The organism is Thiomicrorhabdus hydrogeniphila (assembly GCF_054656895.1).
This window is the reverse complement of the sequence record NZ_BAAHXL010000001.1, coordinates 666,337-689,335: the sequence shown is the minus strand read 5'-3', so window position 1 is coordinate 689,335 and position 22,999 is coordinate 666,337. Positions and strand designations below refer to the sequence as shown.

Here is a 22,999-nt window from a genome sequence, read left to right as displayed (position 1 = left end):
GATGACAAATGCGATTCAGCCTGTTGAATCGTTTGCGGTTGCAATAAATAAGATTGCCAATATTTTGCATATGGTTTTTATTCTGCATAAATCGAATCCAACCCTTCGCAAACAAGATGGTTAAAAAAGCTATGAGCTTCTTGAATACGTGCCGTGGCCAAGGCATCTACTTGTAAACAAAAATCGGCTTCAGCACTCATTCTACTTTGTTCTTTACCTGTAAGTGCCACGCTAATGCAGTCGCATTGTTTTGCCATTTCAATCGCATTAATGACATTAGCACTATTGCCCGATGTTGACATGGCAATCACAATATCACCAGGCCTGCTAATTCCTTGAATTTGTCGGGCAAACACTGTATCAAATTCATAATCATTAGCATGCGCCGTTAAAATAGAACTGTCGGTTGTTAAGGCAATAGAGGCAATGGGTTGTCTATTTTTAACATAGCGTACCATTAATTCAGCGGCCATATGCTGTGCATCTGCAGCACTGCCACCGTTACCTAGCCAAATCACTTTACCACCGGCATCCACTGATTTTTGAATCGTTTGAACAACCGTTTTTACCAGGCCTGCATTTTCTATTACAGACTTTAACGCCTGCTGACTTTCTGCTAATGCTTTTTCAAATTGAATAATCGGCTGTGATGACATAAATTCTTAATTTCTTTTGTTTATTGTGTTCTATATTTTAATGATTAAAAATGACAATAAAGAGTGTCACTCATTTTCTTCCGCTTGAATTTTATCCACCAAACGGCTCGTTGAATAACCATCCCAAAAAGATAACACGGCGACTTGACCACCAGCATCCCAAACACATTGAGAGCCCGCTATTTCTTCAGGTTTATAATCGCCGCCTTTTACCAGTACATCGGGCAACAACTTGCAGATCAAACGCTCTGGCGTTTCTTCATTAAACGCCACAACCCAATCTACGCAACTTAATGCAGACAATAATTCCATTCGGCCCTCTAGTCCAACAATCGGTCTAGAATCGCCTTTGAGTTTTTTTACTGACTCATCGGAATTAACCGCAATAATTAAGCGTTCACCCAGTTTTGCGGCTTCATTTAAGTAGCGTACATGACCACTATGCAATAAGTCAAAACAACCGTTAGTAAACACAACTTTTTCACCGTTTTTTTGCGCTAAACGAATCAGTTCTAATAACTCGTCTTCACTCATGGCCACATAACCTTTATGGCGCATGTCCGCTTTAACGGCTTCATCTAATTCGGCTTTAGACACCGTTGATGTACCCACTTTACGCACCACAACGCTGGCGGCCTGATTAGCTAAATGCACTGAATTTTGCCAAGATAATCCACTGGCAAAACCCGTGGCTAACGCCGCCATAACCGTGTCACCTGCTCCTGTAACATCATACACTTCTTGCGCTTGAGACTTTAATAAGTAAGGCTGGTCGTGTTGCGTAACTAATGCCATGCCATGTTCGCTGCGTGTAACCAATATGGCCTCAAGTGACAAATCGTTAATTAACTGATTGGCTTTTTCTACTACGGTTTTTTCATCCGATGCTTCACCTACAATCGCTTCAAATTCGCTTTGGTTGGGTTTTATTAAGGTGGCGTTTTGGTAGCGTGAAAAATCTAACCCTTTTGGATCAACCAAAACGGGTACATTATTTTCAACCGCAATAGCAATCATTTGCTCAACAAACTGCAAAGCCCCTTTGGCGTAATCTGACACCACTAAAACATCATAATCAGCAATATGTTTGTTAACTAAATCAACCAAATTTTGTGCAGGTGCTTCTGGCACAGGCTCTTCAAAATCCATGCGAATCAGTTGTTGATGGTGACTTAATACTCTTAATTTACAAATCGTACCGCTTTCTGACAAAGACCAATCGGTTTTAACACCTGCTTGATGCATTAATTGGGTAAGTTTTTGACCATGAGAATCTATATCGCCCGTTTGAGTCTGACCCACCACACCCAAGATACAAGTTTGCGCACCTAAAGCGGCAACATTTAATGCCACGTTAGCCGCACCGCCCGCTCGCATCTCTTCATTTGCCACTTTTACTACTGGAACTGGCGCTTCTGGCGAAATTCTGCCTGCACGGCCATTCCAGTATTGGTCTAACATCACATCACCCACTACAAGAATTTTAGATTGTGAAAAGTCGTGCATAAGATTCCTTGTGTACTAAAAGTTTGTAAATAGCAGTAAAAATAAAGCTCAATAGACCCCACAGAACATTAAAAACAAAAGTTTTTGTAATTTTGTTCTGCACACTCTCGTGCTTAAGGCTTATATAGATTAAAATGTGCCAACAGTTTATCAGGAATCTTTTACATGCAAAATTCAAAAACCACTTTTTCTCTTGTTTTAAGTCTATTAATTTCATTTTTAACGTTGCTACCTTCTAGCTCTTTTGCCAGTAACTCAAATAATGGCCCAATGTCTTTTGCCATTTTAGGTGCCATTGGCTCTTTGGGTTTTGCTTGTTATGAAGGCAAACCGCCTTGTGTTTTAGGCTCGCAACTGAATACCGACAAACTTACCTTTAGTGCCGACATGGGTGAAGATAACACCTTAAAACATCAACGTATTGCCATTGGTGCGGATTGGAACCAAAAAGTGTATGAAGCAAAAAACTGGGAAATCGTTGGTCGTTGGGATTTAAGCTTTCATCACTGGTACTCTGATAAAAAGAATATAGTGAACGATTCTGGTTATATTCTTGGTTTAACACCCGTATTTCAGTACCAATTAAAAAACCTTTCTTATACGCCATTTATTGAAATGGGTGGTGGGCCACACTTATTAAGTGATATTCACTTAGAAAATGACTACAAATCAACCCAGTTTCAATTTGGTAGCATTTTTGGTTTAGGGGTTAAACGTGGTAATTTTGAAGTGAGTTATCGCTACTTGCACATTTCTAATGCTGGAATTGAGATGCCAAATCCAGGCACAGACATTCACAACTTGCATATTGGTTACCATTTTTAATAACACGATAATTAACCAAATAAGAAATAAATCGCAAAAAACAAACAACAAGGTTCGTACAGATTATGTCTATTGACTATAAAGCCATTGCAAAACAAGTTTTTGATATTGAAGCCGAAGCCGTTTTACATCTTAAAACCTTAATTGATGATAATTTTTCTGGCAGTGTTGATGCCATCTTCAACACACAAGGTCGAGTGGTTATATGTGGCATGGGTAAATCGGGGTTAATTGGTAAAAAAATCATGGCCACCTTTGCCAGTACAGGTACGCCTTGTTTCTTTATGCATCCAGGTGAAGCGTTTCATGGTGACTTAGGCATGGTATCACCTAAAGATATCTTTTTAGCTTTATCAAATTCAGGTGAAACTGAAGAAGTAATTCGCCTACTGCCTTTTTTAAAAGACAATGGCAATCTTGTTATTTCGATGACCAGTCGTACCGATTCTACGCTGGCGATAAATTCTGACTTTCATTTAAATATTGCCGTTCCTAAAGAAGCTTGCCCACACCAACTTGCTCCCACGTCATCGACTACAGCAACTTTGGTTATGGGTGATGCTTTAGCGGTTGCTTTAATGGAAGCGAGAGATTTTCAACCACACCAATTTGCCCGTTTTCACCCAGGAGGCAGCTTAGGTCGTAAGTTATTAACCCGTGTTAAACACGAAATGACCAGTAAAAATTTACCTATGGTTGCGGAAAATGCATCCGTTCAAGATGTGATTCACACCATGAATGAAGGCCGCTTAGGTTTGTGTATTGTAGAAAACGGTAAAGGCATTATTACCGATGGTGATTTACGCCGCCACATGGAAAGCAATGCCAACAAATTTATGCAGTTAACTGCTCAAGACTTAATGGGGTTAAATCCAAAAACCATTGATGCAGAAGCACGTTTAAATGAAGCGGAAGATATGATGAATGACAATAAAATCACCTCATTACTGGTAACGGAAAACAGCCAAGTCGTTGGCGTTATTCAAATTTATGATTTAAATGGTTAAACAAGCACATACTCATATGTTTTATGAATTAGAGCGGCTTTACCCTAGTTTGGCAATCGACGTAATATTGCCAAACTTAGTCGTCACTTCACATTTACCAGGCCTGGTATGTCCTGTGGCCATATTTTCAGTGAGAGCATAGGATAAAATGAACTTATTCGGCTATCGTCTTCTAACCACTCTTGCAATGCCCTTAATTGCTTATTCGGGTTGGAAACGGTGCCGTAAACATAAGTTACAACAAAAACATAACCCTGACTTACCTGATTTACCGGACTGTTTCAAAAGTCGCTTTGGCTTTAATTCGCAAATCTACCAAACGGGTGGCGTATGGATTCATGCCGTATCGGTTGGTGAAACGCGTTCTATATTTCCTTTATTATCGGCATTAAACCAACAGCACCCAAACCTAGCCTTAACCGTTACTAATGGTTCTACACAAGGTGCCTTACAAGCTCTACAATTTTCACCCGTCCCCATTCAGCATCAAATGCTACCTTATGATTACCCTTTTGCGGTTAAGCGTTTTTTAAATCAAATCAAACCTAAATTAGTCATTATGGTCGAAACTGAAATCTGGCCAAACCTATACCAGGCCTGCAAAAATCAAAATATTCCTGTGGTCTTAATTAATGCACGTTTAAAAGTTTCATCCTTTAAAGCTTATAAAAAATGGGGCGGAAAACTGATTGCCAATGCACTTAATCAAACTGAATTTATTGGCGCGCAATTCCCTGCTGATGCAGACCACTTTAAAGCTTTAGGCGCACAAACATCTAAAGTAAAGGTGGTAGGAAATCTTAAATTTGATTTAACTATCGAGAATGACTTAGTACAAACCGCGCAACAGTGGCGTACTGATAACAATCTAAATAATCGCCCTATTTGGGTAGCGGCCAGCACACATGCGCACCCTAACAGTGATGACATTACACTTAGCGAAGAACAGCTTGTTTTAGATGCGCATAAAAAACTATTACAAAGCCAGCCTGATGCATTATTAATTCTTGTACCCAGACATGCCGACCGTTTTATACAAGTGGCCGAATTATTAAATAACAGTGAATTAAATTGGCAACAACGTAGCCAACAGCAAGAGCCAAATGAAACAACACAAGTCTATTTAGCCGACACCGTGGGTGAATTAATGCAATGGTTTGCCACAAGCGATGTGTCTTTTATTGGTGGTAGTTTAGTACCATTTGGCGGGCATAATATTTTAGAACCTGCGGCACTTAATACGCCAGTTATTTCTGGTAACCACTATGCCAATCTTAAGGCTTTATTTGAGCCATTTATTGAAGCCAATGCCATTACAACTGTTAACAACAGTAATGAGCTTGCACAGCAGTTAAATCAATTGATTCAAAACCCACAACAAGCTCAAGGCTTAGCTCAAAAAGCACATAACTGCTTTGCCCAACAAACAGGCGCATTACAGCGTACTTTAGGCCTAATTAAACCTTATTTATAATAATTTTGTACGCGGTTTCGAATAATTAGTCAGTTTTGTAAAGAATCAACCACGAAGACACAGAGTCACGAAGGTTTAAAAAAGAGTAAAAACGACTCAAAACGACATCATTCAAATATTTTAATTCATACATCTTAAGTAGCTTTTTTATATGGATTTATAACCTATTTCACATAAACGTTACTTCTGATTATTCACTCAAATAAAACAGGTGTTAGATTATAAAATTCTTCGTGCTTTCGTGTCTTCGTGGTTATTTTTTTGTTTTTATCAATCATAAAATGCACTTCCCCAACCTTTCTTACAAAGAAATATTAGGCACAAAAAAGCCCAATTTAAATTATTTAAATTGGACTTTTTACTGGCTTATTTTTTTAGGCATTAAATGCTAATTATTCAAAACCTAGCTAATATATCTAATTGATAACGCTAAAAACTTAATGTTTTTCATACGCTTTATGCGATAAATATAACGCCAAAGAAACCATCATAATCGCCAATGAATAATACAGTAATTCAAGTGGTGCGGTTGGTTTTAAGAAAATGGCCTGTTCAAAAAACATAACAATTAAAATCAACACAATCACTTTAGCCAAACGGTCTTTTAAATCGTCTAATGAATTAATAAATAAAATATTATTAGCGCCATGCTTACTGCCTGCTATATCAATTTTAGAGATAAACAATTCATACAGACCTAAAGAGAAAATTAATAAAATCGCCCCCAGTAAATAGCCATCAACCGAACCGACAATATGCGCAACCGTTTGTGCTTTTAACAAAGCACGGCCATCATCATCCAACTCATGATAATGAATCAAATGGGTAATGGTGTAATACACATCTACTGTTGTAGTGTAAAAAATAGCAAAGGCCGCAAATAAACTGGCTATAACAGCAACCATTACAATAAAACGGCTATTCCATAATGCCGATTCAATTACCGTTTCTGCCATACTTTGATCTTTAACCGTACAAACCAATTCTGGTTCATTACTGCTGTCTTTAACTTCATGACTAGCCATAAACTCTCCTAAATTTTAGATTTACCAGGCCTGGTAAAATACTAAAATTATATTTATTTAACTTAACTCTTCAATCGTTAAATTATGGTTGGTGTAAATACATAAATCACCGGCAATATGTAACGATTTCTCAACCACATCTCTTGCTGATAATTCTGTGTTATCCATTAAAGCTTGGGCTGCAGAATGCGCATAACTTCCGCCAGAACCAATGGCAATAAAGTCATCTTGTGGCTCAATAACATCACCTGTTCCTGAAATTAGTAGCATATTATCTTTATCAGCCACCAACATCATCGCTTCTAATTTACGCAAGGCACGATCAGTGCGCCAGTCTTTAGCCATTTCTACAGCGGCACGCATTAACTGACCATTATGCGTTTGCAAACGCCCTTCAAAACGCTCAAATAACGTAAACGCATCGGCCGTTGCACCAGCAAAACCAGCAATGACTTGACCATTATATAAACGACGCACCTTACGTGCATTGCCCTTCATAACAATATGACCCAAAGTCACCTGACCATCGCCACCAATAACCATCTGGCCACCGCGTTTAGCACACAAAATTGTTGTTCCGTGAAAAGACATATCTTTCCTTTTTATTTATTCTAAATTTTAGTTGATGCTATTTTAAATGAATTTGATTTAGATAAAACAGAATTTGTATTTTTTGAATATTCCAGGTTTACCACGAAGTCACGAAGACACGAAGTTTTATAGACAAAAAACCATTTTACGATGTACTCGCGAACTAAATTACCAGGCCTGGTAAAAAGAGTAAAAGGCACTATCTTGGTTTAATAATTCTTCGTACTTCACGTTTTTTAATTCACCACGAAGTCACGAAAGCACGAAGTTTTATAGACAAAAAACAATTTTACGATGTACTCCCAACTAAATTGCCAGGCCTGGTAAAAAGAGTAAAAAAACACTATCTTGGTTTAATTATTCTTCGTACTTCAAGTTTTTTAATTCACCACGAAGTCACGAAGACACGAAGTTTTAAAAGCAAAAACCATTTTACGATGTTCTCCCAACTAAATTACCAGGCCTGGTAAAAAGTGTAAAAGGCGCTATCTTGGTTTAATTATTCTTTGTACTTCAAGTTTTTTAATTAACCACGAAGACACGAAGGCACGAAGTTTTATAGACAAAAAACCATTTTACGATGTACTCCCAACTAAATTACCAGGCCTGGTAAAAAGAGTAAAAAACACTATCTTGGTTTAATTATTCTTCGTGACTTCGTGTCTTCGTGGTTCAAAACAAGGCTTAAAATACAGAGTTTGACGTTCGCAAAACCGTTACTTAACTAAAAGCGTCACGAGAACCTCAAAATCAGCTCTCCAACAAAGAGTTTGAGGTTCGCAGTAGCTTTTATTTGGTTTTGTAAAAATAACATAGGAGCGTAATGAGAAACCTAAAATCAAGGCAAAAATCTATTTTTGCACGGAGCGTACATAAAGTACGTGAGTACAAAAATAGATTTTTAACGCAGAGGTTGGGTTTAGCACAATATTAGCTTAACTAAAAGCGTAGCGAGAATTTCAAAATCGCGGCGGAGGGCTGATTTAAAAGCGGAGTTTACTTTAGTAAATGAGCATTTTAAATTGGCTCTCCAACAAAGAGTTTGACGTTCGTAGTAGCTTTTATTTGGTTTTGTAAAAATAACATAGGAGCGTAATGAGAAGCCTAAAATCAAGGCAAAAATCTATTTTTGCACGGAGCGTACATAAAGTACGTGAGTACAAAAATAGGTTTTTAACGCAGAGTTTGGGCTTCGCAATAGCTCCTATTTTATTTTTTTGGCTCTGGGATGTGCCTTGTCATACACCTGGGCTAGGTGCTGCATATCTAACTTGGTATAAATCTGTGTAGTAGAAAGGTTGGCGTGCCCTAAAATTTCTTGCACGGCGCGTAAATCACCGCTGGATTCTAAAACGTGTGTTGCGCAAGCATGGCGTAATCTGTGTGGTGACATTTTGGTTGGTAGGCCTGCAGCAATAGTGCGTTTATCAAGCTGAGTTTGAATTGAACGTACACTTAAACGACTACCACGTTGGTTAACAAATACGGCTTGCTCATTGTCTTGTGCATATTCATGTCGAATTTGTAACCAATTTTGAATAGCGGTTTGGGCTTTTGAACCCACTGGCGCTAAACGTTCTTTCTGCCCTTTACCTAAGACCCTTACCCAACCAGATCCCATTTCATCCAGGCCTGGTGAAATATCTAATTCTGCGCATTCGGATACACGCAAGCCTGCTGAATAAAGTAATTCAAAAATGGCTTGATCTCGTATATCGTGCCAGGTTTCTAAAGGTTGATCTAATAAACGTGACATCCAATCCACATCAACACTTTTGGGTAGTGGTTGTGGTTGTTTTGGGGCTTTAACGCCTTTAGCTGGATTTTTTAATACAATATTTTTTTGCAGTAAATAGTCGTAAAAAGAGCGAATGGCTGAGAGTTGTCTGGCCAGGGTTCTAGCGCTTATACCATGTTGAACACGATAAGATAAAAAAGCGCGAATGGCTTGGGAATCAATCACTGCCCAATCATTAAAACGTTGAATCATTTCATGCAAAGCGATAACAGCATTACTCTCGGTTGTTTCAATATCATCAGCCAAATAGAATTTTAAAAAATCTTCTATATCTCGGTGATAATTTGAGACTGTATGCACAGATTTATTTTGTGCTTGCAGGTGACGAATAAAGGATTCTAGCGCAGTAAAAGTCATGATAAAAACATCACTTGGTAAACAGGTGGTTTAAACGAGCGGTTACCAATTCTGACATCATATTTAAAAAATAAGTGCCTAAATCGGGGTGAAAACGATCGGTTTTACTGCCTAGAGCCAATACACCCCACACACGTTCTGATCCTAACGGCAATAAACAAACGGATTGCATGGGTTGATCTGTATGAAACAAGCCTTTTTGCCAAGAGTCTTCTAGTAATCCACATATAGGTTTATGCACCACTAATGCGTTTTTTAGCGCCTCATTCCAAGATTGACTAACCCCTAATTGATGTAAGCCATGTAGGCTTTTTTCTGGCACATCCCAAGAAACCATGGCTACTTGGTCAACATCAAACACGGTTTTCATTTGTTCGTAAACCGTATCAACCGTTGTTTGGTCAGATTGAGCCGCCATTAAAGCTTTAGTAAATTGCTGAACCTTGTAAAAAAGCAGACCGTTTTCTGAAGCAATATCCATGAGATTATCTACTTCAATCTGCATAGCATCTCGCTGTTCTCTCAGTTGATAAACTTGTCTTTCTAATAAAGAAACCGCCTTGCCCGATTTTGGGTGCGGAATACTTAACTTATCTAATAAACGGGGAAAAACATGAAAAAAAGTTGGATTATTATTTAAATAATCCACCACTTCTTCGGCTGTTAGCTTGGTTTTACTTAAGGGACCGCTTACTGCTTTCATGTTCATACTACAATCTCTCCTTCAAATACCGATATTGCAGGCCCACTCATCCAAACGGGCGAATTTTCATTACCGTCCCATTTAACCAATAAATCCCCCCCTTTTAGAGAGACTGTAACCTCATCATCCACTTGCTGCCATTGTCTTAATACCGCCATGGCCGCGCAAGCACCTGTGCCACAAGCCAATGTTTCTGCCGTACCGCGTTCATAAACACGTAATTTAATATGTGTTCTATCAATCTTTTGGGCAAAGCCCACGTTAACACGCTCTGGAAAACTAGGATGCGATTCTATGGCCGCCCCCAATTTACTCACTGGTGCAGTATTGACATCATCCACCGTTAAAACTGCATGAGGATTACCCATTGAAACGGCACCAATTAATAAGGTCTCGCCTAAAACATTAAGAGCATATTCGTCCGCTTGTTCATCAACTAAAAACGGTAAATCAACCGGGTTAAAACGTGGCTTGCCCATATTTACTCTAACCAAACCTAGGTCTTCAATATAAAGCACAATAATGCCTGATGCGGTCTCTACGGTAATTTCTTTTTTATCCGTTAGACCTTTGTCATACACAAAACGCGCAAAACAACGGGCGCCATTACCGCACTGCTGAACTTCTGAACCGTCTGCATTAAAAATGCGATAACGAAAATCCACATTGTCTTGAGTGGCATTTTCAACCACCAAAAGTTGATCAAAACCGATACCAAAATTACGGTCTGACCATTCACGAATCTTTGAGGTTTCTAATTTCACCGATTGATGGATAGCATCAATCACCATAAAATCATTACCTAAGCCATGCATTTTAGTGAATGCAATTTTCATATTTACCTCTAAAATCAACAGACTTGATTGTTTTTCCAATCAAAACCAATTCACAATCTAACATAATCAATTCTGCAAATTATAACAGAATTACAAACAATCAAACGGACTCAGCACCCCCAGCCCGCCCTGTTTTAAAACATGCATGTAAATCATGGTAGTTTGCAAATTAGTATACCTCTTACCAATGCAATCGACTACGCACTTCATCTAGTCACACTAGATATTTTAAGGTATTATTCGTAAAATGCTTTTTTATAATGACAGGCTATCCAGTCAAAGCAACAAGCCTAAGAAAAACAAAGGCAAAACAGCCCAAAAAGCACCGCAATACAAAATAACAAGGCAATAGTGCCTTATACTAAATGTTATGCTCTATAAAATAGGAAGGATGTATAAATGGTAAGTAATACAGTTAAAGTCTTATCTGTTTCTCTATCGCTACTGATGGCTGGCTGTGCTGTTACCACAGCAAAGCAACCTTATCAACATCATAATGCTGAAGAAATGATGATCTATGGGAAAATGCAGGGGGGTCAACTCGATATTTATATCAATGCGGAGCAGGTTATTGATAGCTCAATCCTGCACTTTGATGAAGTAATGACAGGAAAGTACAAAGAGCATGATGTAAAGGCTCAGTGTAAACACACAAAACACTTTTTTAGTGTAGAAAACGAATGTGATGTATATATTGATGGTAAGTTTGCAGCCAATTTATATCTACGTTAGAAAAAGCATAACCAAACGCACCAACGGACTCCGTAATATTTATAGGTTAAAGGTACAGAAACCACCTCAAACATCACGCTTTAACAAAGCACTTAAGCGGACTGCGCTAAAGCGCAGCTTGCTTAGTTTAATCGTTAGAAGACCTGAGATACTTCAGTAATGGAAGAAAGCAATAAAATAGTCGCCACACTTGGAAACCTGTTTAAAAGAGAAGGTCTGCTACCTGAGTTTGAGGTTTTGTCAGAAGGTGCGTGTGTGATCGAACAAACCGGCTACGATAACTGGGATGGAGGAACCGATATATATGGAATATTTTGTAGGGTGCCTCTTGATGTTTATTCCAAGTATGAGTACGAACTAAAATCTATTGAAGAGAGCATCAAGAATAAGGCAGAAAAAATCTTTCGTACATTCCCTGGTTGTTGGATTGGTGAAGTTGTAATTTCACCTGAGTTATCAAATGAAATCCAAGGAAAGACTTATAAAATTTCAAATGAAGAATTGCTAAAACTACTAGAGGCGCAAAAAGCTCTAATGGTGTCTGTATCAACTGGCGGCCCACAAATTAAAAGCGTAAACGATCAATATCTGGAAAGAGTTAATGATATTGACGTGGGGCTATCAGAGCGAGGAATTAGTAATACTAACTCATTCAATGATCTTTGGGCATGGTATGGAAAATGGAGTGATGGAACATTACCTAAGTACAAAGACAGAAGGTTGTTTATATCAGATATATTTGATCCATTAGTAGGCGCTATCAACAATTCAAATAAGAAGAGTATTAACCCAATATTTGAGGAGCCTACAGGGTGGGCAAGAGTGGACAGAGGCTTAGGTGAAGTAAAACTTAGACTAGTTCAGGCTTCGACCGAGGAACAATTTCAGGCAATTGGGCTGCTGTGCAGAGAAGTCTTAATATCATTGGCTCAAGTTGTCTTTATAGAAGGAGAGCACAAAACCCTCGACGGAGTAAAGGCAAGCAAAACTGACGCTAAACGTATGTTAGAGGCATATATATCTCATATATTACCAGGGAGCCAAAATGAAAACGTTCGCAGGCATGCCAGAGCCTCATTATCATTAGCTAATGATTTAACGCATAAAAGAACGGCTGAATTTCGTCTAGCTGCAATGTGTGCAGAATCGACGAATGCAGTAATGAATATAGTGGCGATAATTTCTGGAAGGCGAGATCCAAGATGAACGGCCTTCTAACAAAGCAAATCAACTCAGACGCCTACAGTCGCTGCGCTCCTCTCGGCTCCGGTTATTTGCGGCATTATATATTTGGAAAAATATGGAATCAAAAGTAAAGCAAAAACTAAATAATTGGGATCATATATGGACACGCCCTAGATTTCAAGCAATAAAATTCCATTAATGCATTTTTCAGCATTTTAAATTCACTAGTTACCTTTTTGCGCAGCTTCGCCGGCTAGGGTTAAAAGCGAGTTAAGCGGTCGTATATTCGGCTCTTAAGTGTCGGGCTTAAGGCACCCGGCTAGCCATCATGTTATCCGCACCTTGGCTCCTCATCAGACTCACGAGACCTATGTCTCAGACCCCAAATTCAGGCCTTGCCAAGGTGGGATTAACCCGTTTTACCATGAGCTTTGCTTTTCAAGGTAAGTTGTTAAAGTGAAGTAGTCTAGTAACAGAGTTTAACTACATCACTTGGTACTCTTTATTGTGTGCCATTAATGACCACATAATTCTTGCTGTCTTATTCGCTAGGGCAACCGCGGCTACTTGAATACATTTGGCTTGCCGTAACTTTTTGGCCCAAGTGACTTGGTTATCATTGCCTTTACTTCGAGCAATCGCAGTTAATGCGCCTTGAACTAACAGCCGCCTTAAATAACCATCACCTCGTTTGCTTATACTAAGCAAGACATTTTTGCCCCCTGTGGAGTTTTGTTTTGGAACGAGACCTAGCCATGCAGAAAATTGGCGACCGTTTTTAAACTCCAGAGGATCACCGACAGAAGCCGCAATGGCTGAAGCCGTTAAAAAGCCCACCCCAGGCAGTTTTTGTAATTTAGATGCCACCGGATCTTGCTGTGCTAAACGTTCAATTTTTGCACTTTGTTCACTAAGACGTTGATCCGCTTGTTTTAACTCCTGATAAAGCAGATAAAACTGCTCCCTTGCTAAAGGAGATAAACCATTTTCAGGATCTTCCAAGGTAAAAGGCAGTTCGGCCATCAAACTTTTAGCACCACCTTTAATCACAATGCCGAATTCGGCCAATAACCCTCGAATTTGGTTGATGAGTGCGGTTTTCTGATTGACCATACGTTCACGAACGCGATGGAGCATCAGAACATCTTGCTGTTCGGTGGATTTTGGTGAGACATAACGCATAGTGGGTTGGTTTGCGGCCACGATAATGGCAGTCGCGTCATTAAAGTCATTCTTATTGGACATCACAAACGGTTTTACAAAGGCAGGGTTAATGAGCTTTACCTCGTGGCCTGCCTGTTGAATGGTCCGAGCCCAATAATGACTGGTGCCACAGGCTTCAAGAACAAATGTTGTTATCTCATGAGTTTGGATGAGTTCTTTAAATTTTGACCGATTCAATTGCTTACGCTGAATCGGTTTACCTTGTTGATTAGCAAAGACTAAATGAAAGGTATGTTTTGCAATATCAACACCAATAGTAGTAATATCTTTAGTCATGGGCACGCTCCTTTGTTTGAGATTACACCTTTATCATACTGGCTCAATGCATTCGTAAAGCCGTTTTGTATGATGGGCGTGTCCATACCATCAGAGTAAAATTAAAACCATAACCGTATAATATTTATAGTTAATTCAACAATAACTTTACTCTGCCCCCATTTAAATCGGAGATAAACTGAATGAGTGTTACAGGTTCTTGTTTATGTGGAGAGGTTAATTTTGTCATTGATGGTGCTTTTGAAAGTTTTTATCTTTGCCATTGTCAGTATTGTCAAAAAGACACAGGTTCAGCACATGCTTCAAATTTATTTTCTTCTGTAGCAAAACTTGTATGGCAATCGGGTCAAGATAAAATAACAACGTATAAATTGCCTTCAACTAAGCATGTCAAAAGCTTTTGTTCTATTTGTGGTTCGCCCGTGCCAAGTTTACAAGCCAATGATAACCTGCTCGTTGTTCCTGCCGGCAGTCTCAATCAGGATTTATCAATCAAACCTAATGCACATATTTTTACTTCTAGTCGCGCTAGCTGGGAGAGTGAATTAGAAAACATTAAATCATATGAAAAGCTACCACAATAGAATGTGCGTATCTATTTACTCTTGTATTTTCTTTAAATAAAGCAACTGAGCAAGCTGGCCTTTGGTTTGTCTTTAATATTCATCCAAATTTAACTAGACTTTAAGCCATCGACGTAAACTGGTTAAGCGAGTGTTACGTTATCCCTTATGACTTGAATCATGCAACCATCAGCACACAAAGCCACTATTTTTCCTTTATAATGCTTCTTTATTTTACATATTTGTTTAAGGACTATTTTTTGATGATGACGCCAAAAGAAATCGTTCACAGTTTAGATTCTCACATTGTTGGTCAAGCCGACGCTAAACGTGCCGTAGCCATTGCTCTTAGAAATCGTTGGAGACGTAGCCAACTGGGTGATGATTTACGCTCAGAAGTAACGCCAAAAAACATTTTAATGATTGGCCCAACAGGTGTCGGTAAAACTGAAATTGCACGCCGTTTAGCTAAATTAGCCAATGCCCCATTTTTAAAAATTGAAGCCACTAAATTTACAGAGGTAGGTTATGTGGGGCGTGATGTTGATTCTATTATTCGTGATTTAGCTGAAAGTGCGGTAAAAATGACGCGTGAAAACGCCATGCAAAACGTGCAACGCCAAGCAGAAGATAAAGCCGAAGAACGTATTTTAGATATTCTTTTACCTCCTGCGCGTGGTCGTGAAGAAGAGAGTTATGACAATATGTCAGAGACTCGTCAAAAATTCCGTAAACGTTTGCGTGAAGGTGATTTGGACGATAAAGAAATTGAGTTGGATTTATCTGCCACCCCTGCACATGTTGAAATCTTAGGCGCGCCAGGCATGGAAGAAATGACTCAACAGCTGCAAGGCATGTTTGAAGGCATGGGCAAAGACAAAAAAGAGAAACGTAAACTGCCTATTAAAAAAGCCTTAAAAGCCTTAACCGAAGAAGAAGCCCAGCGTTTGGTTAATGAAGAAGAGATTAAAACTCAAGCCATTGAAAACGTAGAACAAAATGGTATTGTGTTTATTGATGAGATTGATAAAGTGGCCAAACGCCAAGATGCTGGTGGCGGCGATGTTTCACGTGAAGGTGTTCAGCGTGATTTATTACCGTTAATTGAAGGTAGCACTATTTCAACCAAATACGGCATGATTAAAACTGACCATATTTTATTTATTGCTTCTGGCGCATTTCATTTGGCAAAACCATCTGATTTAATTCCAGAACTTCAGGGGCGTTTGCCTATTCGTGTTGAATTAAAGTCATTACGTGTTGAGGATTTTGTACGAATTTTAACGGAACCTAAAGCGGCGTTAACCACGCAAGCCATTGCTTTATTAAAAACCGAAGGGGTTGATTTAACCTTTACGGAAGACGGTATTCAACGTTTGGCAGAAATTGCTTACCAAGTAAATGAAAGCACAGAAAACATTGGTGCTCGTCGTTTACATACCGTGCTTGAACGTCTGTTAGAAGACATATCCTTTGAAGCTCCCACTATGTCTGGCGCTAAAATTGAAGTAAATGCCGCTATGGTTGAAGAGCGTTTAGGCGAACTGGCGATTGACCAAGATTTATCACAATATATTCTGTAAAAAATGAGATTGTATGCCGCATCCTACTGACATTAAATTGCATCAAAAATCAAAAGCCCTAGAAGTGGCTTTTGATACAGGTGAAACCTTTACCTTTAGCTGTGAGTTTTTACGTGTGTATTCACAATCAGCGGAGGTTACAGGGCATGCACCTGGCCAAGAAGTATTGCAATTAGATAAACAAGATGTGAATATTGACGATATTACTCCGGTAGGAAATTATGCCATCAAGCTCCACTTTAATGATGGTCACGATACTGGCCTTTACACTTGGGAACGCCTTTACGATTTAGGCAAAAATCAGCAAGATTATTGGGTTGATTATTTACGCCGTGTAATGCGTGCGGGTCATAAACACCCTGAATTAGAAAAGTTAAAACAATCAATTAAGTCAAACGTTTAAATGAATCAAAAGGTTCTGTTATGAGTCAAAATAAAAACACCATCGATTTTGGATTTACGGAAGTTCCGTTAGAAGAAAAAGTCAAAAAGGTCAAAGGCGTATTTGACTCGGTAGCGGGCAACTACGACATTATGAACGATGTAATGTCATTAGGCATTCACCGTTTATGGAAACGTAAAACCATTGAGTTAAGTGGCGTACGCCCTGGTAATACGGTTTTAGATTTAGCCGGTGGCACGGGCGATTTAACCAAAGCATTTGCTCAGCGAGTAGGTTCTGCAGGCCAGGTAGTGTTAGCGGATATTAACGAAAGTATGGTGCGTGTAGGTCGCGATCGTTTAATTAATGAAGGCATTGCAGGCAATGTAGATTACACCATTACCAATGCCGAAGCTTTAGGCTTTCCCGACAATACGTTTGATGTGGCAACCATTGCTTTTGGTTTACGAAATGTCACCAATAAAGACAAAGCCCTAGAAGAACTTTACAGAGTGTTAAAACCAGGCGGTCAACTATTGGTTTTAGAATTTTCTAAAGTCACTCAACCACTATTAGCTAAATTCTATGATTTTTATTCGTTTAATATTTTACCTAAAATGGGTAAAGTCATTGCCGATGACGAAGCCAGCTATCAATATTTAGCCGAATCGATTCGTATGCACCCAGATCAAGAAACGCTGAAACAGATGATGTTAGATGCTGGGTTTGATAAGGCGGAGTACATAAACATGAACGAGGGAATCGTAGCCTTACACCGTGCCTGGAAGTTTTAGTTATTTAGAGATGCCTTTAGACGCAGTATCTCTTTGTCTGGGTTCGGTCATGTACATTTGTACACTCCCTCGCCCATCCTTGACCTACTGCACCTAAATGCCCTCTAAATTAACTAAAACCATTAAATTAATAACACTTATCTTTATCAATTTACATTGGGATTTATGTCATGAATAAACAACCAGGCCTGGTAAATTTGGGGTTAACCAAATCATTTGAAGTCGCTATGAATATGGCTATTTATTTAGATGATAACAAAGGACGTGCTTTTGAAAAGCTTGATGGTAAGGTGGTTGAGCTGTGGATTGCACCTTCAAAAACGCCGTTGTTTTGTTTAATTAACCAAGGAAAGGTTTCTACGCAAGGCGTGTTAAATGGCGAGGCTGATGTCACTTTAAAAACAGGGATGCGCCAACTTATTGCTTTAAGCCAGGGTGAACCTTTTGAGCATAAATTTATTAAGGGCGATAGACAGATAGGCCAAGATTTTGTAAATGCCATGCAAAATTTAGAAATTGATTGGGAAGAACACTTATCGCATTACACAGGCGATTTAATTGCTTTTAAAGTCGGTCATGGTATTCGCTCTTTTATGGAGCGTAAGCAAAATACAAAACAACAAGTTGGCGACACTATTCGTGAATACTTGCATTTTGAAATCAATACCTTACCTACTCGCAATCAAGTAGAACATTTTGTAAAAGACGTAGAGCAAACGCATCTTGATATTGAAACTATGGCTGAACGCATTAATCAACTTAGTGCTCAACTCAAAAAATAAACATTACTTATAAGACACTGACTTCATGAAGCTATTTAAAAAACTTGCCCGTATTATCAAAATCAACCGAGTGCTAACGCACTATCAAATCGATAAATTGATTTTGACTGACACCAAATATTCATGGTTAATTCTGCTTAATAAAATTTTTCCATGGAACTGGCGTACGGGTTCAAATGCTTCACGTGGAGAACGTATTCGTTTAGCTTTAGAAGAATTGGGACCTATTTTTATTAAATTTGGTCAAGCGTTATCTACTCGTAAAGATTTAATGCCCCATGACATCTCTCTTGAACTTGCCAAATTACAAGACGACTGCCCTCCTTTTGACGAAAATCACTCATTACAGCTCATTGAAACAGGTTTAAAACAATCGGTAGAAGAGGCTTTTGCTACATTTAATCCTGTACCAATGGCATCTGCGTCTATTGCTCAAGTTCATGAAGCTACTCTGCATTGCGGTACAGAAGTTGTGGTAAAAGTGGTTCGTCCAGATATTAAACCGGTTATTGAGCAAGACGTTTCAATTATGTTTAGTTTGGCTAAACTCATAGAATCCGCAGTAAAAATAGCGCGTCGTTTGCACCCTGTTGAAGTGGTTGCCGAGTTTGAAAAAACCATACTTGATGAACTTGATATGATTCGTGAAGCGGCGAATGCTGGTCAATTAAGACGTAACTTTGAAAACTCTGAACTACTGTATGTGCCAGAAATTTACTGGTCTCACACGTCTGAAAGTGTCATGACCATGGAGCGTATTCGCGGTATTAGAATTAGCGAAACCGAAAAGCTGATTGAAGCGGGTATTGATTTAACCGACTTAAGCGCTAAAGGCGTTATTATCTTTTTCACTCAAGTTTTTAAACATAACTTTTTTCATGCCGATATGCACCCAGGCAATATATTTGTACTGCCTGACGGCCGTTATGCCGCCATTGACTTTGGGATTATGGGAACGCTTACCCCTGAAGATCAACGTTATTTAGCCGAGAACTTTTTGGCGTTTTTTAACCGTGATTACTTACGTGTTTCAGAACTGCACATTGAATCAGAATGGGTACCGCATGATACACGTGTTAATGAATTAGAATCTGCCATTCGCTCTGTCTGTGAACCTATTTGGGATCGCCCTCTTAAAGATATCTCTTTTGGTTTGGTATTAATGCGCTTATTTCAAACCGCACGTCGTTTTGGTATGGAAGTACAACCTCAGCTGGTTTTACTGCAAAAAACGCTGCTTAATATTGAGGGTTTAGGCCGACAATTGGATGACGAACTCGACTTATGGGATACCGCAAAACCTTTCTTAGAAGATTGGATGCAAGAACGTGTTGGCCCTAAAGGTTTAGCTAAAAAGATTAAAAGTAATTTACCTTTTTGGATGGAACAAGCGCCAGAATTACCAGGCCTGGTACATAGCACTTTAAGTAAACTATCTCACCAAGGGTTAAGCATTCAATCACAACAAATTGCTAAAATTGAAGCCCAACTAGAACAGCAAAACCGCCAACAACGTCAAAGGGCCATTGGTTTTGTACTCATCTTATTTGGATTGCTTCTGCCTATTGAATCTAGCTATCAAGATTGGATTCAACTAGGGTTACTGATTTCTGGCGGACTGTTTTTAATTAAAAAATAACCGCTTACTTTGAAATATTTAATCATATTCAGGGTCTTTTTTAATACTACCAGGCCTACTAAATTGGGTAAAACAAAGGATTTTTAATGAGAACCACATTATTTATATTGGCCTTATTAAGCTTTTTAACAGGCTGTGCAAGTACGTACCCTTTAGGTATGAGTGAAGAACAGTGGAAATCTATTACTCCAGAAGAACGGCAAGCGCTGTTATTAAAACAGCAACAATATGAAGAAGAGCAACGTACTATACGTATAAAAGCCGCTGCCGAACAACGTAAGTTGCAGCAACAACAAGATATGGCTGAAAGAGCGCGTTTAGAAAAACTCTATAACCAACCTCAAAACGGTAATGTCATTATGATTAACCTGTTAGGGGGTAATTATCTACGTGGTAAAACCGTAAAACGAGTGGTTGAAGAATCTTATCAAATTGCCCGTGGTGAAACTAAACAGATTGAATTAGTACTTGAAGATCCAAAAAAACACTACAACACAACAGAAAGAGCCTATTTACAATACAGTTTAAATGGCAATGCAATTTACCTATTTTTGGACAATCCAAGCAGCAGTAACTATAAACGCATTGCATTATTAAGAGATGGTCGTTGGAACTGCGGTACGGACTATATTAAAAATTTAAACACCTCTTATAAATCTCTGCACAAAATGCGTTTTTTTGTAAAAGAAATCGGTAGCTCTTGTAATTCACAAAGACGCCACCATTAATATCATAAGTAATCACTATTTAAACGAGGCATATAAAGATGCACACTAAACTTATCAGTATCGGTATCGCACTATTTTTGTTATTTACTTCAGTAAATTCAAAAGCAGGTGCCATTTTACCTCTTGCGGTTGACCTACAAAAAACGGGCGCTACAGCAGAAAAATTCAATATTCCAGTGGTTATTTTTTATACCGCTACGTGGTGCAACTATTGTAAAAAATTAGAAGAAAACATCATCTACCCGTTAATAGAAACGACCGACATTGAAAGTTATGCCGAGTTTAGACAAGTTATTTTGGATCGACCACACTGGGAGATGAAAGACTTCTCTGGTAAGAATATTGAGATGAAAACACTAGGACCATCACAAAAAGTTATGGTCGCTCCAACAACCCTAATATATAACTCTAAGGGTGAGCAAATTGCAGAGCCCATTATAGGACTCACCCTTGAAGAGTTTTATCCTGGAAACCTAGAAAAAGCCATTAACCAAGGCTTAAAAGCACTAGGCAATGAAAAACGTTTAGACATTTATAAAATGGTAAGAGAAAGCAAAGTTAAATATTAACCACTGTTTAATTAAAAACAAATGCATTTTAAAAAGGCCTCAATTCAAATTGAGGCCTTTTTTATACTTTTACTTCCTCTCCCTTGGCTCACTTAATAACGGTAAAGCCAGCTTTACATCTTTATCTCTATCCAATGTTTGAATTAACAAATCATAAGAATCGGTTGTGCGAACTTCTACAATCATAGATTCTGGATTAGGCAACGGACTAACGGGTAAAAAACCATAACGCTTAACCACCTTTTGCAAATCACGTTTGTGATAAACCTTAATTATAAATGTGCCTGTTACCACCGCATTATGCCCTGTTTTTTTATTTAACAGCACAGGCATAAACAACACATTTGAATCATCTATTAAAGACTTTTTAATTAAAGGCGCGCAGGTTTCTTTTGTAAACCAAGGCTTATCTGCTTGATACACATACCAAGCACCGTGGTTTTCTAATAAATCTAAATTCCATTGTTTAGGAATATCCGCAGGCGTATTTAAACTCGCTATGCGATTAGGCTCTTGCTTATATTCTTTATTACCAGCCATTTCAGCCACGAGTTGACAAGGTTCAGAAAAAGACCAGGCCTGGTAACTTTGAAAAGATAAACCCAACAATAAAGCTAAACGTAATTTATACACAAACAAAACCCCAAAATAAAAATAATCATAACAGAAGTTTTAAATAGCAAACTAGAACTATAGAGTCGCGGATTCAAGTAATAACCGCAATTTCTAAATTATGCTGCAAGTAAATCTACCTGCAGCCCCATAAATAATTCATTGGGTGTTTTACCACCTCGTGTTTTTCGAGGACGATTATTTAATCTGTCCATCACAAATTGAACTTGCTCTTGAGTGATGCTCCTTAGGTCAGTGCCTTTAGGAAAATACTGCCGTATCAATCCATTCGTATTTTCGTTTATGCCTCTTTCCCATGAGGCATAAGGGTGGGCAAAAAACACTTGTGCGTCCAATGCCTCTGCCATGGCCTTATGTTCTGCAAACTCTTTGCCATTATCATACGTTATCGTATGCACACGCTCTTTGAGTGGTTCTAATACAGCAATAACGGCTTCTTTGAGTTTGTCTGCGAACTTACCCTGTAATGGCACAATAATGGTGTAAAGCGTCTTTCGCTCCACGAGGGTTAATAGTGCACCTTTATGACCTTTGCCAATGATCGTATCGCCTTCCCAGTCTCCAATTCGAATCTTTTCATCGACGACTTTAGGTCGTTCATCAATCGAGACTCGGTTAACAATTTGACCTCGACAATCATAACCTCCATAACGCTTACGATAGGGTTTATTGGCTATACGCAGGTGCTTGTAGAGCTGTCCACCTTCCGCCTTATCCTCATAAATGAACTGGTAGATAGTTTCATGATGAAGCGAAATGTTGAGCTGTTTTTTAATGTAGTCTGCCGCCTGTTCTGGACTTAAGTCTTGTTTAATGAGACTTCGTATCGCTTCTTGTACCTTTGGAATCAATTTGATTCGTTTTTTTGCGGTTTTACGTCGCTTCACACTCAAGGAATGAGCTTGTTTAGGGCGATAACCACGCTTACCACGATTATTCTTTAATTCTCGACTGATGGTAGAAGGATGACATCCAATATTTTCGGCAATCGCTTTTTGTGACAATCTCTCTTTCAATAATGCGTAAATCTGGTATCTTTGACACTCAGTCAGTTGGCTATAACTCATTTTGCAATTCTCTTGGTCGGGAAAAGCCTGTGAGTTTAGCTCAACTGGCTCTTCCTATTTCCAA

The 22,999-nt window shown here is 38.8% G+C and carries 23 protein-coding genes; 13 read left to right on the top strand and 10 right to left on the bottom strand.

The features are described from left to right. Positions 1 to 77: 77 nt before the first annotated feature. Complete coding sequence (locus tag ACYQ0E_RS02890; RefSeq protein WP_460186750.1) at positions 78 to 656, bottom strand: D-sedoheptulose-7-phosphate isomerase; 579 nt, start codon at positions 654 to 656, stop codon at positions 78 to 80. 66 nt (positions 657 to 722) lie between these two features. Beyond that, positions 723 to 2,162, bottom strand: a complete 1,440-nt coding sequence (gene hldE / locus ACYQ0E_RS02885) for a bifunctional D-glycero-beta-D-manno-heptose-7-phosphate kinase/D-glycero-beta-D-manno-heptose 1-phosphate adenylyltransferase HldE (RefSeq protein WP_460186749.1) — start codon at positions 2,160 to 2,162, stop codon at positions 723 to 725. Positions 2,163 to 2,327: 165 nt separating this feature from the next. Between hldE and ACYQ0E_RS02880 the strand changes: the two genes are divergently transcribed. The 3 genes from ACYQ0E_RS02880 to waaA all read left to right on the top strand — a co-directional run bounded on the left by ACYQ0E_RS02880 (position 2,328) and on the right by waaA (position 5,468). Further along, on the top strand, positions 2,328 to 2,987 hold the full coding sequence (locus ACYQ0E_RS02880) for an acyloxyacyl hydrolase (protein ID WP_460186748.1): 660 nt from the start codon (positions 2,328 to 2,330) through the stop codon (positions 2,985 to 2,987). A 65-nt stretch (positions 2,988 to 3,052) separates the two neighbouring features. After that, complete coding sequence (locus ACYQ0E_RS02875) at positions 3,053 to 3,994, top strand: KpsF/GutQ family sugar-phosphate isomerase (protein WP_460186747.1); 942 nt, start codon at positions 3,053 to 3,055, stop codon at positions 3,992 to 3,994. Positions 3,995 to 4,142: 148 nt separating this feature from the next. Continuing rightward, complete coding sequence (gene waaA, locus ACYQ0E_RS02870) at positions 4,143 to 5,468, top strand: lipid IV(A) 3-deoxy-D-manno-octulosonic acid transferase (RefSeq protein WP_460186746.1); 1,326 nt, start codon at positions 4,143 to 4,145, stop codon at positions 5,466 to 5,468. 437 nt (positions 5,469 to 5,905) lie between these two features. On the opposite strand, the gene ACYQ0E_RS02865 is transcribed toward waaA, so the two are convergent. The 5 genes from ACYQ0E_RS02865 to dapF all read right to left on the bottom strand — a co-directional run bounded on the left by ACYQ0E_RS02865 (position 5,906) and on the right by dapF (position 10,778). After that, positions 5,906 to 6,493 (bottom strand): YqhA family protein, encoded by a 588-nt coding sequence (locus ACYQ0E_RS02865; protein ID WP_460186745.1) that lies wholly within the window; start codon positions 6,491 to 6,493, stop codon positions 5,906 to 5,908. Between the two features lie 57 nt (positions 6,494 to 6,550). Beyond that, positions 6,551 to 7,084 carry an ATP-dependent protease subunit HslV gene (gene hslV / locus ACYQ0E_RS02860; RefSeq protein ID WP_460186744.1) on the bottom strand — a complete coding sequence of 178 codons (534 nt, stop codon included), beginning with the start codon at positions 7,082 to 7,084 and terminating at the stop codon, positions 6,551 to 6,553. Between the two features lie 1,204 nt (positions 7,085 to 8,288). Continuing rightward, the gene (xerC, locus tag ACYQ0E_RS02855) at positions 8,289 to 9,239 is read right to left on the bottom strand and encodes a tyrosine recombinase XerC (protein ID WP_460186743.1); all 951 of its coding nucleotides are present in this window, start codon (positions 9,237 to 9,239) and stop codon (positions 8,289 to 8,291) included. A 10-nt stretch (positions 9,240 to 9,249) separates the two neighbouring features. Then, positions 9,250 to 9,948: a DUF484 family protein gene (locus ACYQ0E_RS02850; protein ID WP_460186742.1), complete on the bottom strand. Its 699-nt coding sequence runs from the start codon at positions 9,946 to 9,948 to the stop codon at positions 9,250 to 9,252. After that, the gene (dapF, locus tag ACYQ0E_RS02845) at positions 9,945 to 10,778 is read right to left on the bottom strand and encodes a diaminopimelate epimerase (RefSeq protein WP_460186741.1); all 834 of its coding nucleotides are present in this window, start codon (positions 10,776 to 10,778) and stop codon (positions 9,945 to 9,947) included. Before dapF ends, ACYQ0E_RS02850 begins: the two co-directional genes overlap by 4 nt. Before the next feature lie 399 nt (positions 10,779 to 11,177). On the opposite strand from dapF, the gene ACYQ0E_RS02840 reads away from it, so the two are divergent. Continuing rightward, positions 11,178 to 11,510, top strand: a complete 333-nt coding sequence (locus tag ACYQ0E_RS02840) for a hypothetical protein (RefSeq protein WP_460186740.1) — start codon at positions 11,178 to 11,180, stop codon at positions 11,508 to 11,510. Between the two features lie 159 nt (positions 11,511 to 11,669). Continuing rightward, on the top strand, positions 11,670 to 12,716 hold the full coding sequence (locus ACYQ0E_RS02835; protein ID WP_460186739.1) for a hypothetical protein: 1,047 nt from the start codon (positions 11,670 to 11,672) through the stop codon (positions 12,714 to 12,716). Between the two features lie 462 nt (positions 12,717 to 13,178). On the opposite strand, the gene ACYQ0E_RS02830 is transcribed toward ACYQ0E_RS02835, so the two are convergent. After that, positions 13,179 to 14,195: an IS110 family RNA-guided transposase gene (locus ACYQ0E_RS02830; protein WP_460186738.1), complete on the bottom strand. Its 1,017-nt coding sequence runs from the start codon at positions 14,193 to 14,195 to the stop codon at positions 13,179 to 13,181. 182 nt (positions 14,196 to 14,377) lie between these two features. Between ACYQ0E_RS02830 and ACYQ0E_RS02825 the strand changes: the two genes are divergently transcribed. The 8 genes from ACYQ0E_RS02825 to ACYQ0E_RS02790 all read left to right on the top strand — a co-directional run bounded on the left by ACYQ0E_RS02825 (position 14,378) and on the right by ACYQ0E_RS02790 (position 21,235). After that, the gene (locus tag ACYQ0E_RS02825) at positions 14,378 to 14,779 is read left to right on the top strand and encodes a GFA family protein (protein ID WP_460186737.1); all 402 of its coding nucleotides are present in this window, start codon (positions 14,378 to 14,380) and stop codon (positions 14,777 to 14,779) included. Between the two features lie 242 nt (positions 14,780 to 15,021). Next, positions 15,022 to 16,341 (top strand): ATP-dependent protease ATPase subunit HslU, encoded by a 1,320-nt coding sequence (gene hslU, locus ACYQ0E_RS02820; protein ID WP_460186736.1) that lies wholly within the window; start codon positions 15,022 to 15,024, stop codon positions 16,339 to 16,341. A 13-nt stretch (positions 16,342 to 16,354) separates the two neighbouring features. After that, on the top strand, positions 16,355 to 16,744 hold the full coding sequence (locus ACYQ0E_RS02815) for a gamma-butyrobetaine hydroxylase family protein (RefSeq protein WP_460186735.1): 390 nt from the start codon (positions 16,355 to 16,357) through the stop codon (positions 16,742 to 16,744). 20 nt (positions 16,745 to 16,764) lie between these two features. Then, complete coding sequence (ubiE, locus tag ACYQ0E_RS02810) at positions 16,765 to 17,517, top strand: bifunctional demethylmenaquinone methyltransferase/2-methoxy-6-polyprenyl-1,4-benzoquinol methylase UbiE (protein ID WP_460186734.1); 753 nt, start codon at positions 16,765 to 16,767, stop codon at positions 17,515 to 17,517. A gap of 170 nt (positions 17,518 to 17,687) precedes the next feature. Beyond that, entirely contained in the window at positions 17,688 to 18,299 is a 612-nt protein-coding gene (locus ACYQ0E_RS02805) for a ubiquinone biosynthesis accessory factor UbiJ (protein WP_460186733.1), read from the top strand. Between the two features lie 25 nt (positions 18,300 to 18,324). Then, the gene (gene ubiB, locus ACYQ0E_RS02800; RefSeq protein WP_460186732.1) at positions 18,325 to 19,938 is read left to right on the top strand and encodes a ubiquinone biosynthesis regulatory protein kinase UbiB; all 1,614 of its coding nucleotides are present in this window, start codon (positions 18,325 to 18,327) and stop codon (positions 19,936 to 19,938) included. Between the two features lie 86 nt (positions 19,939 to 20,024). Next, a complete protein-coding gene (locus tag ACYQ0E_RS02795) occupies positions 20,025 to 20,666 on the top strand; it encodes a hypothetical protein (protein ID WP_460186731.1) in 642 nt (213 codons plus the stop codon). Between the two features lie 38 nt (positions 20,667 to 20,704). Continuing rightward, positions 20,705 to 21,235, top strand: a complete 531-nt coding sequence (locus ACYQ0E_RS02790; protein ID WP_460186730.1) for a hypothetical protein — start codon at positions 20,705 to 20,707, stop codon at positions 21,233 to 21,235. 69 nt (positions 21,236 to 21,304) lie between these two features. Here the strand turns inward: ACYQ0E_RS02790 and ACYQ0E_RS02785 are convergent, their stop codons facing one another. Then, positions 21,305 to 21,868, bottom strand: coding sequence for a hypothetical protein (locus tag ACYQ0E_RS02785; protein ID WP_460186729.1), 564 nt, complete (start codon positions 21,866 to 21,868; stop codon positions 21,305 to 21,307). Positions 21,869 to 21,966: 98 nt separating this feature from the next. Next, positions 21,967 to 22,935: an IS30 family transposase gene (locus ACYQ0E_RS02780; protein ID WP_460186618.1), complete on the bottom strand. Its 969-nt coding sequence runs from the start codon at positions 22,933 to 22,935 to the stop codon at positions 21,967 to 21,969. Positions 22,936 to 22,999: the final 64 nt, after the last annotated feature.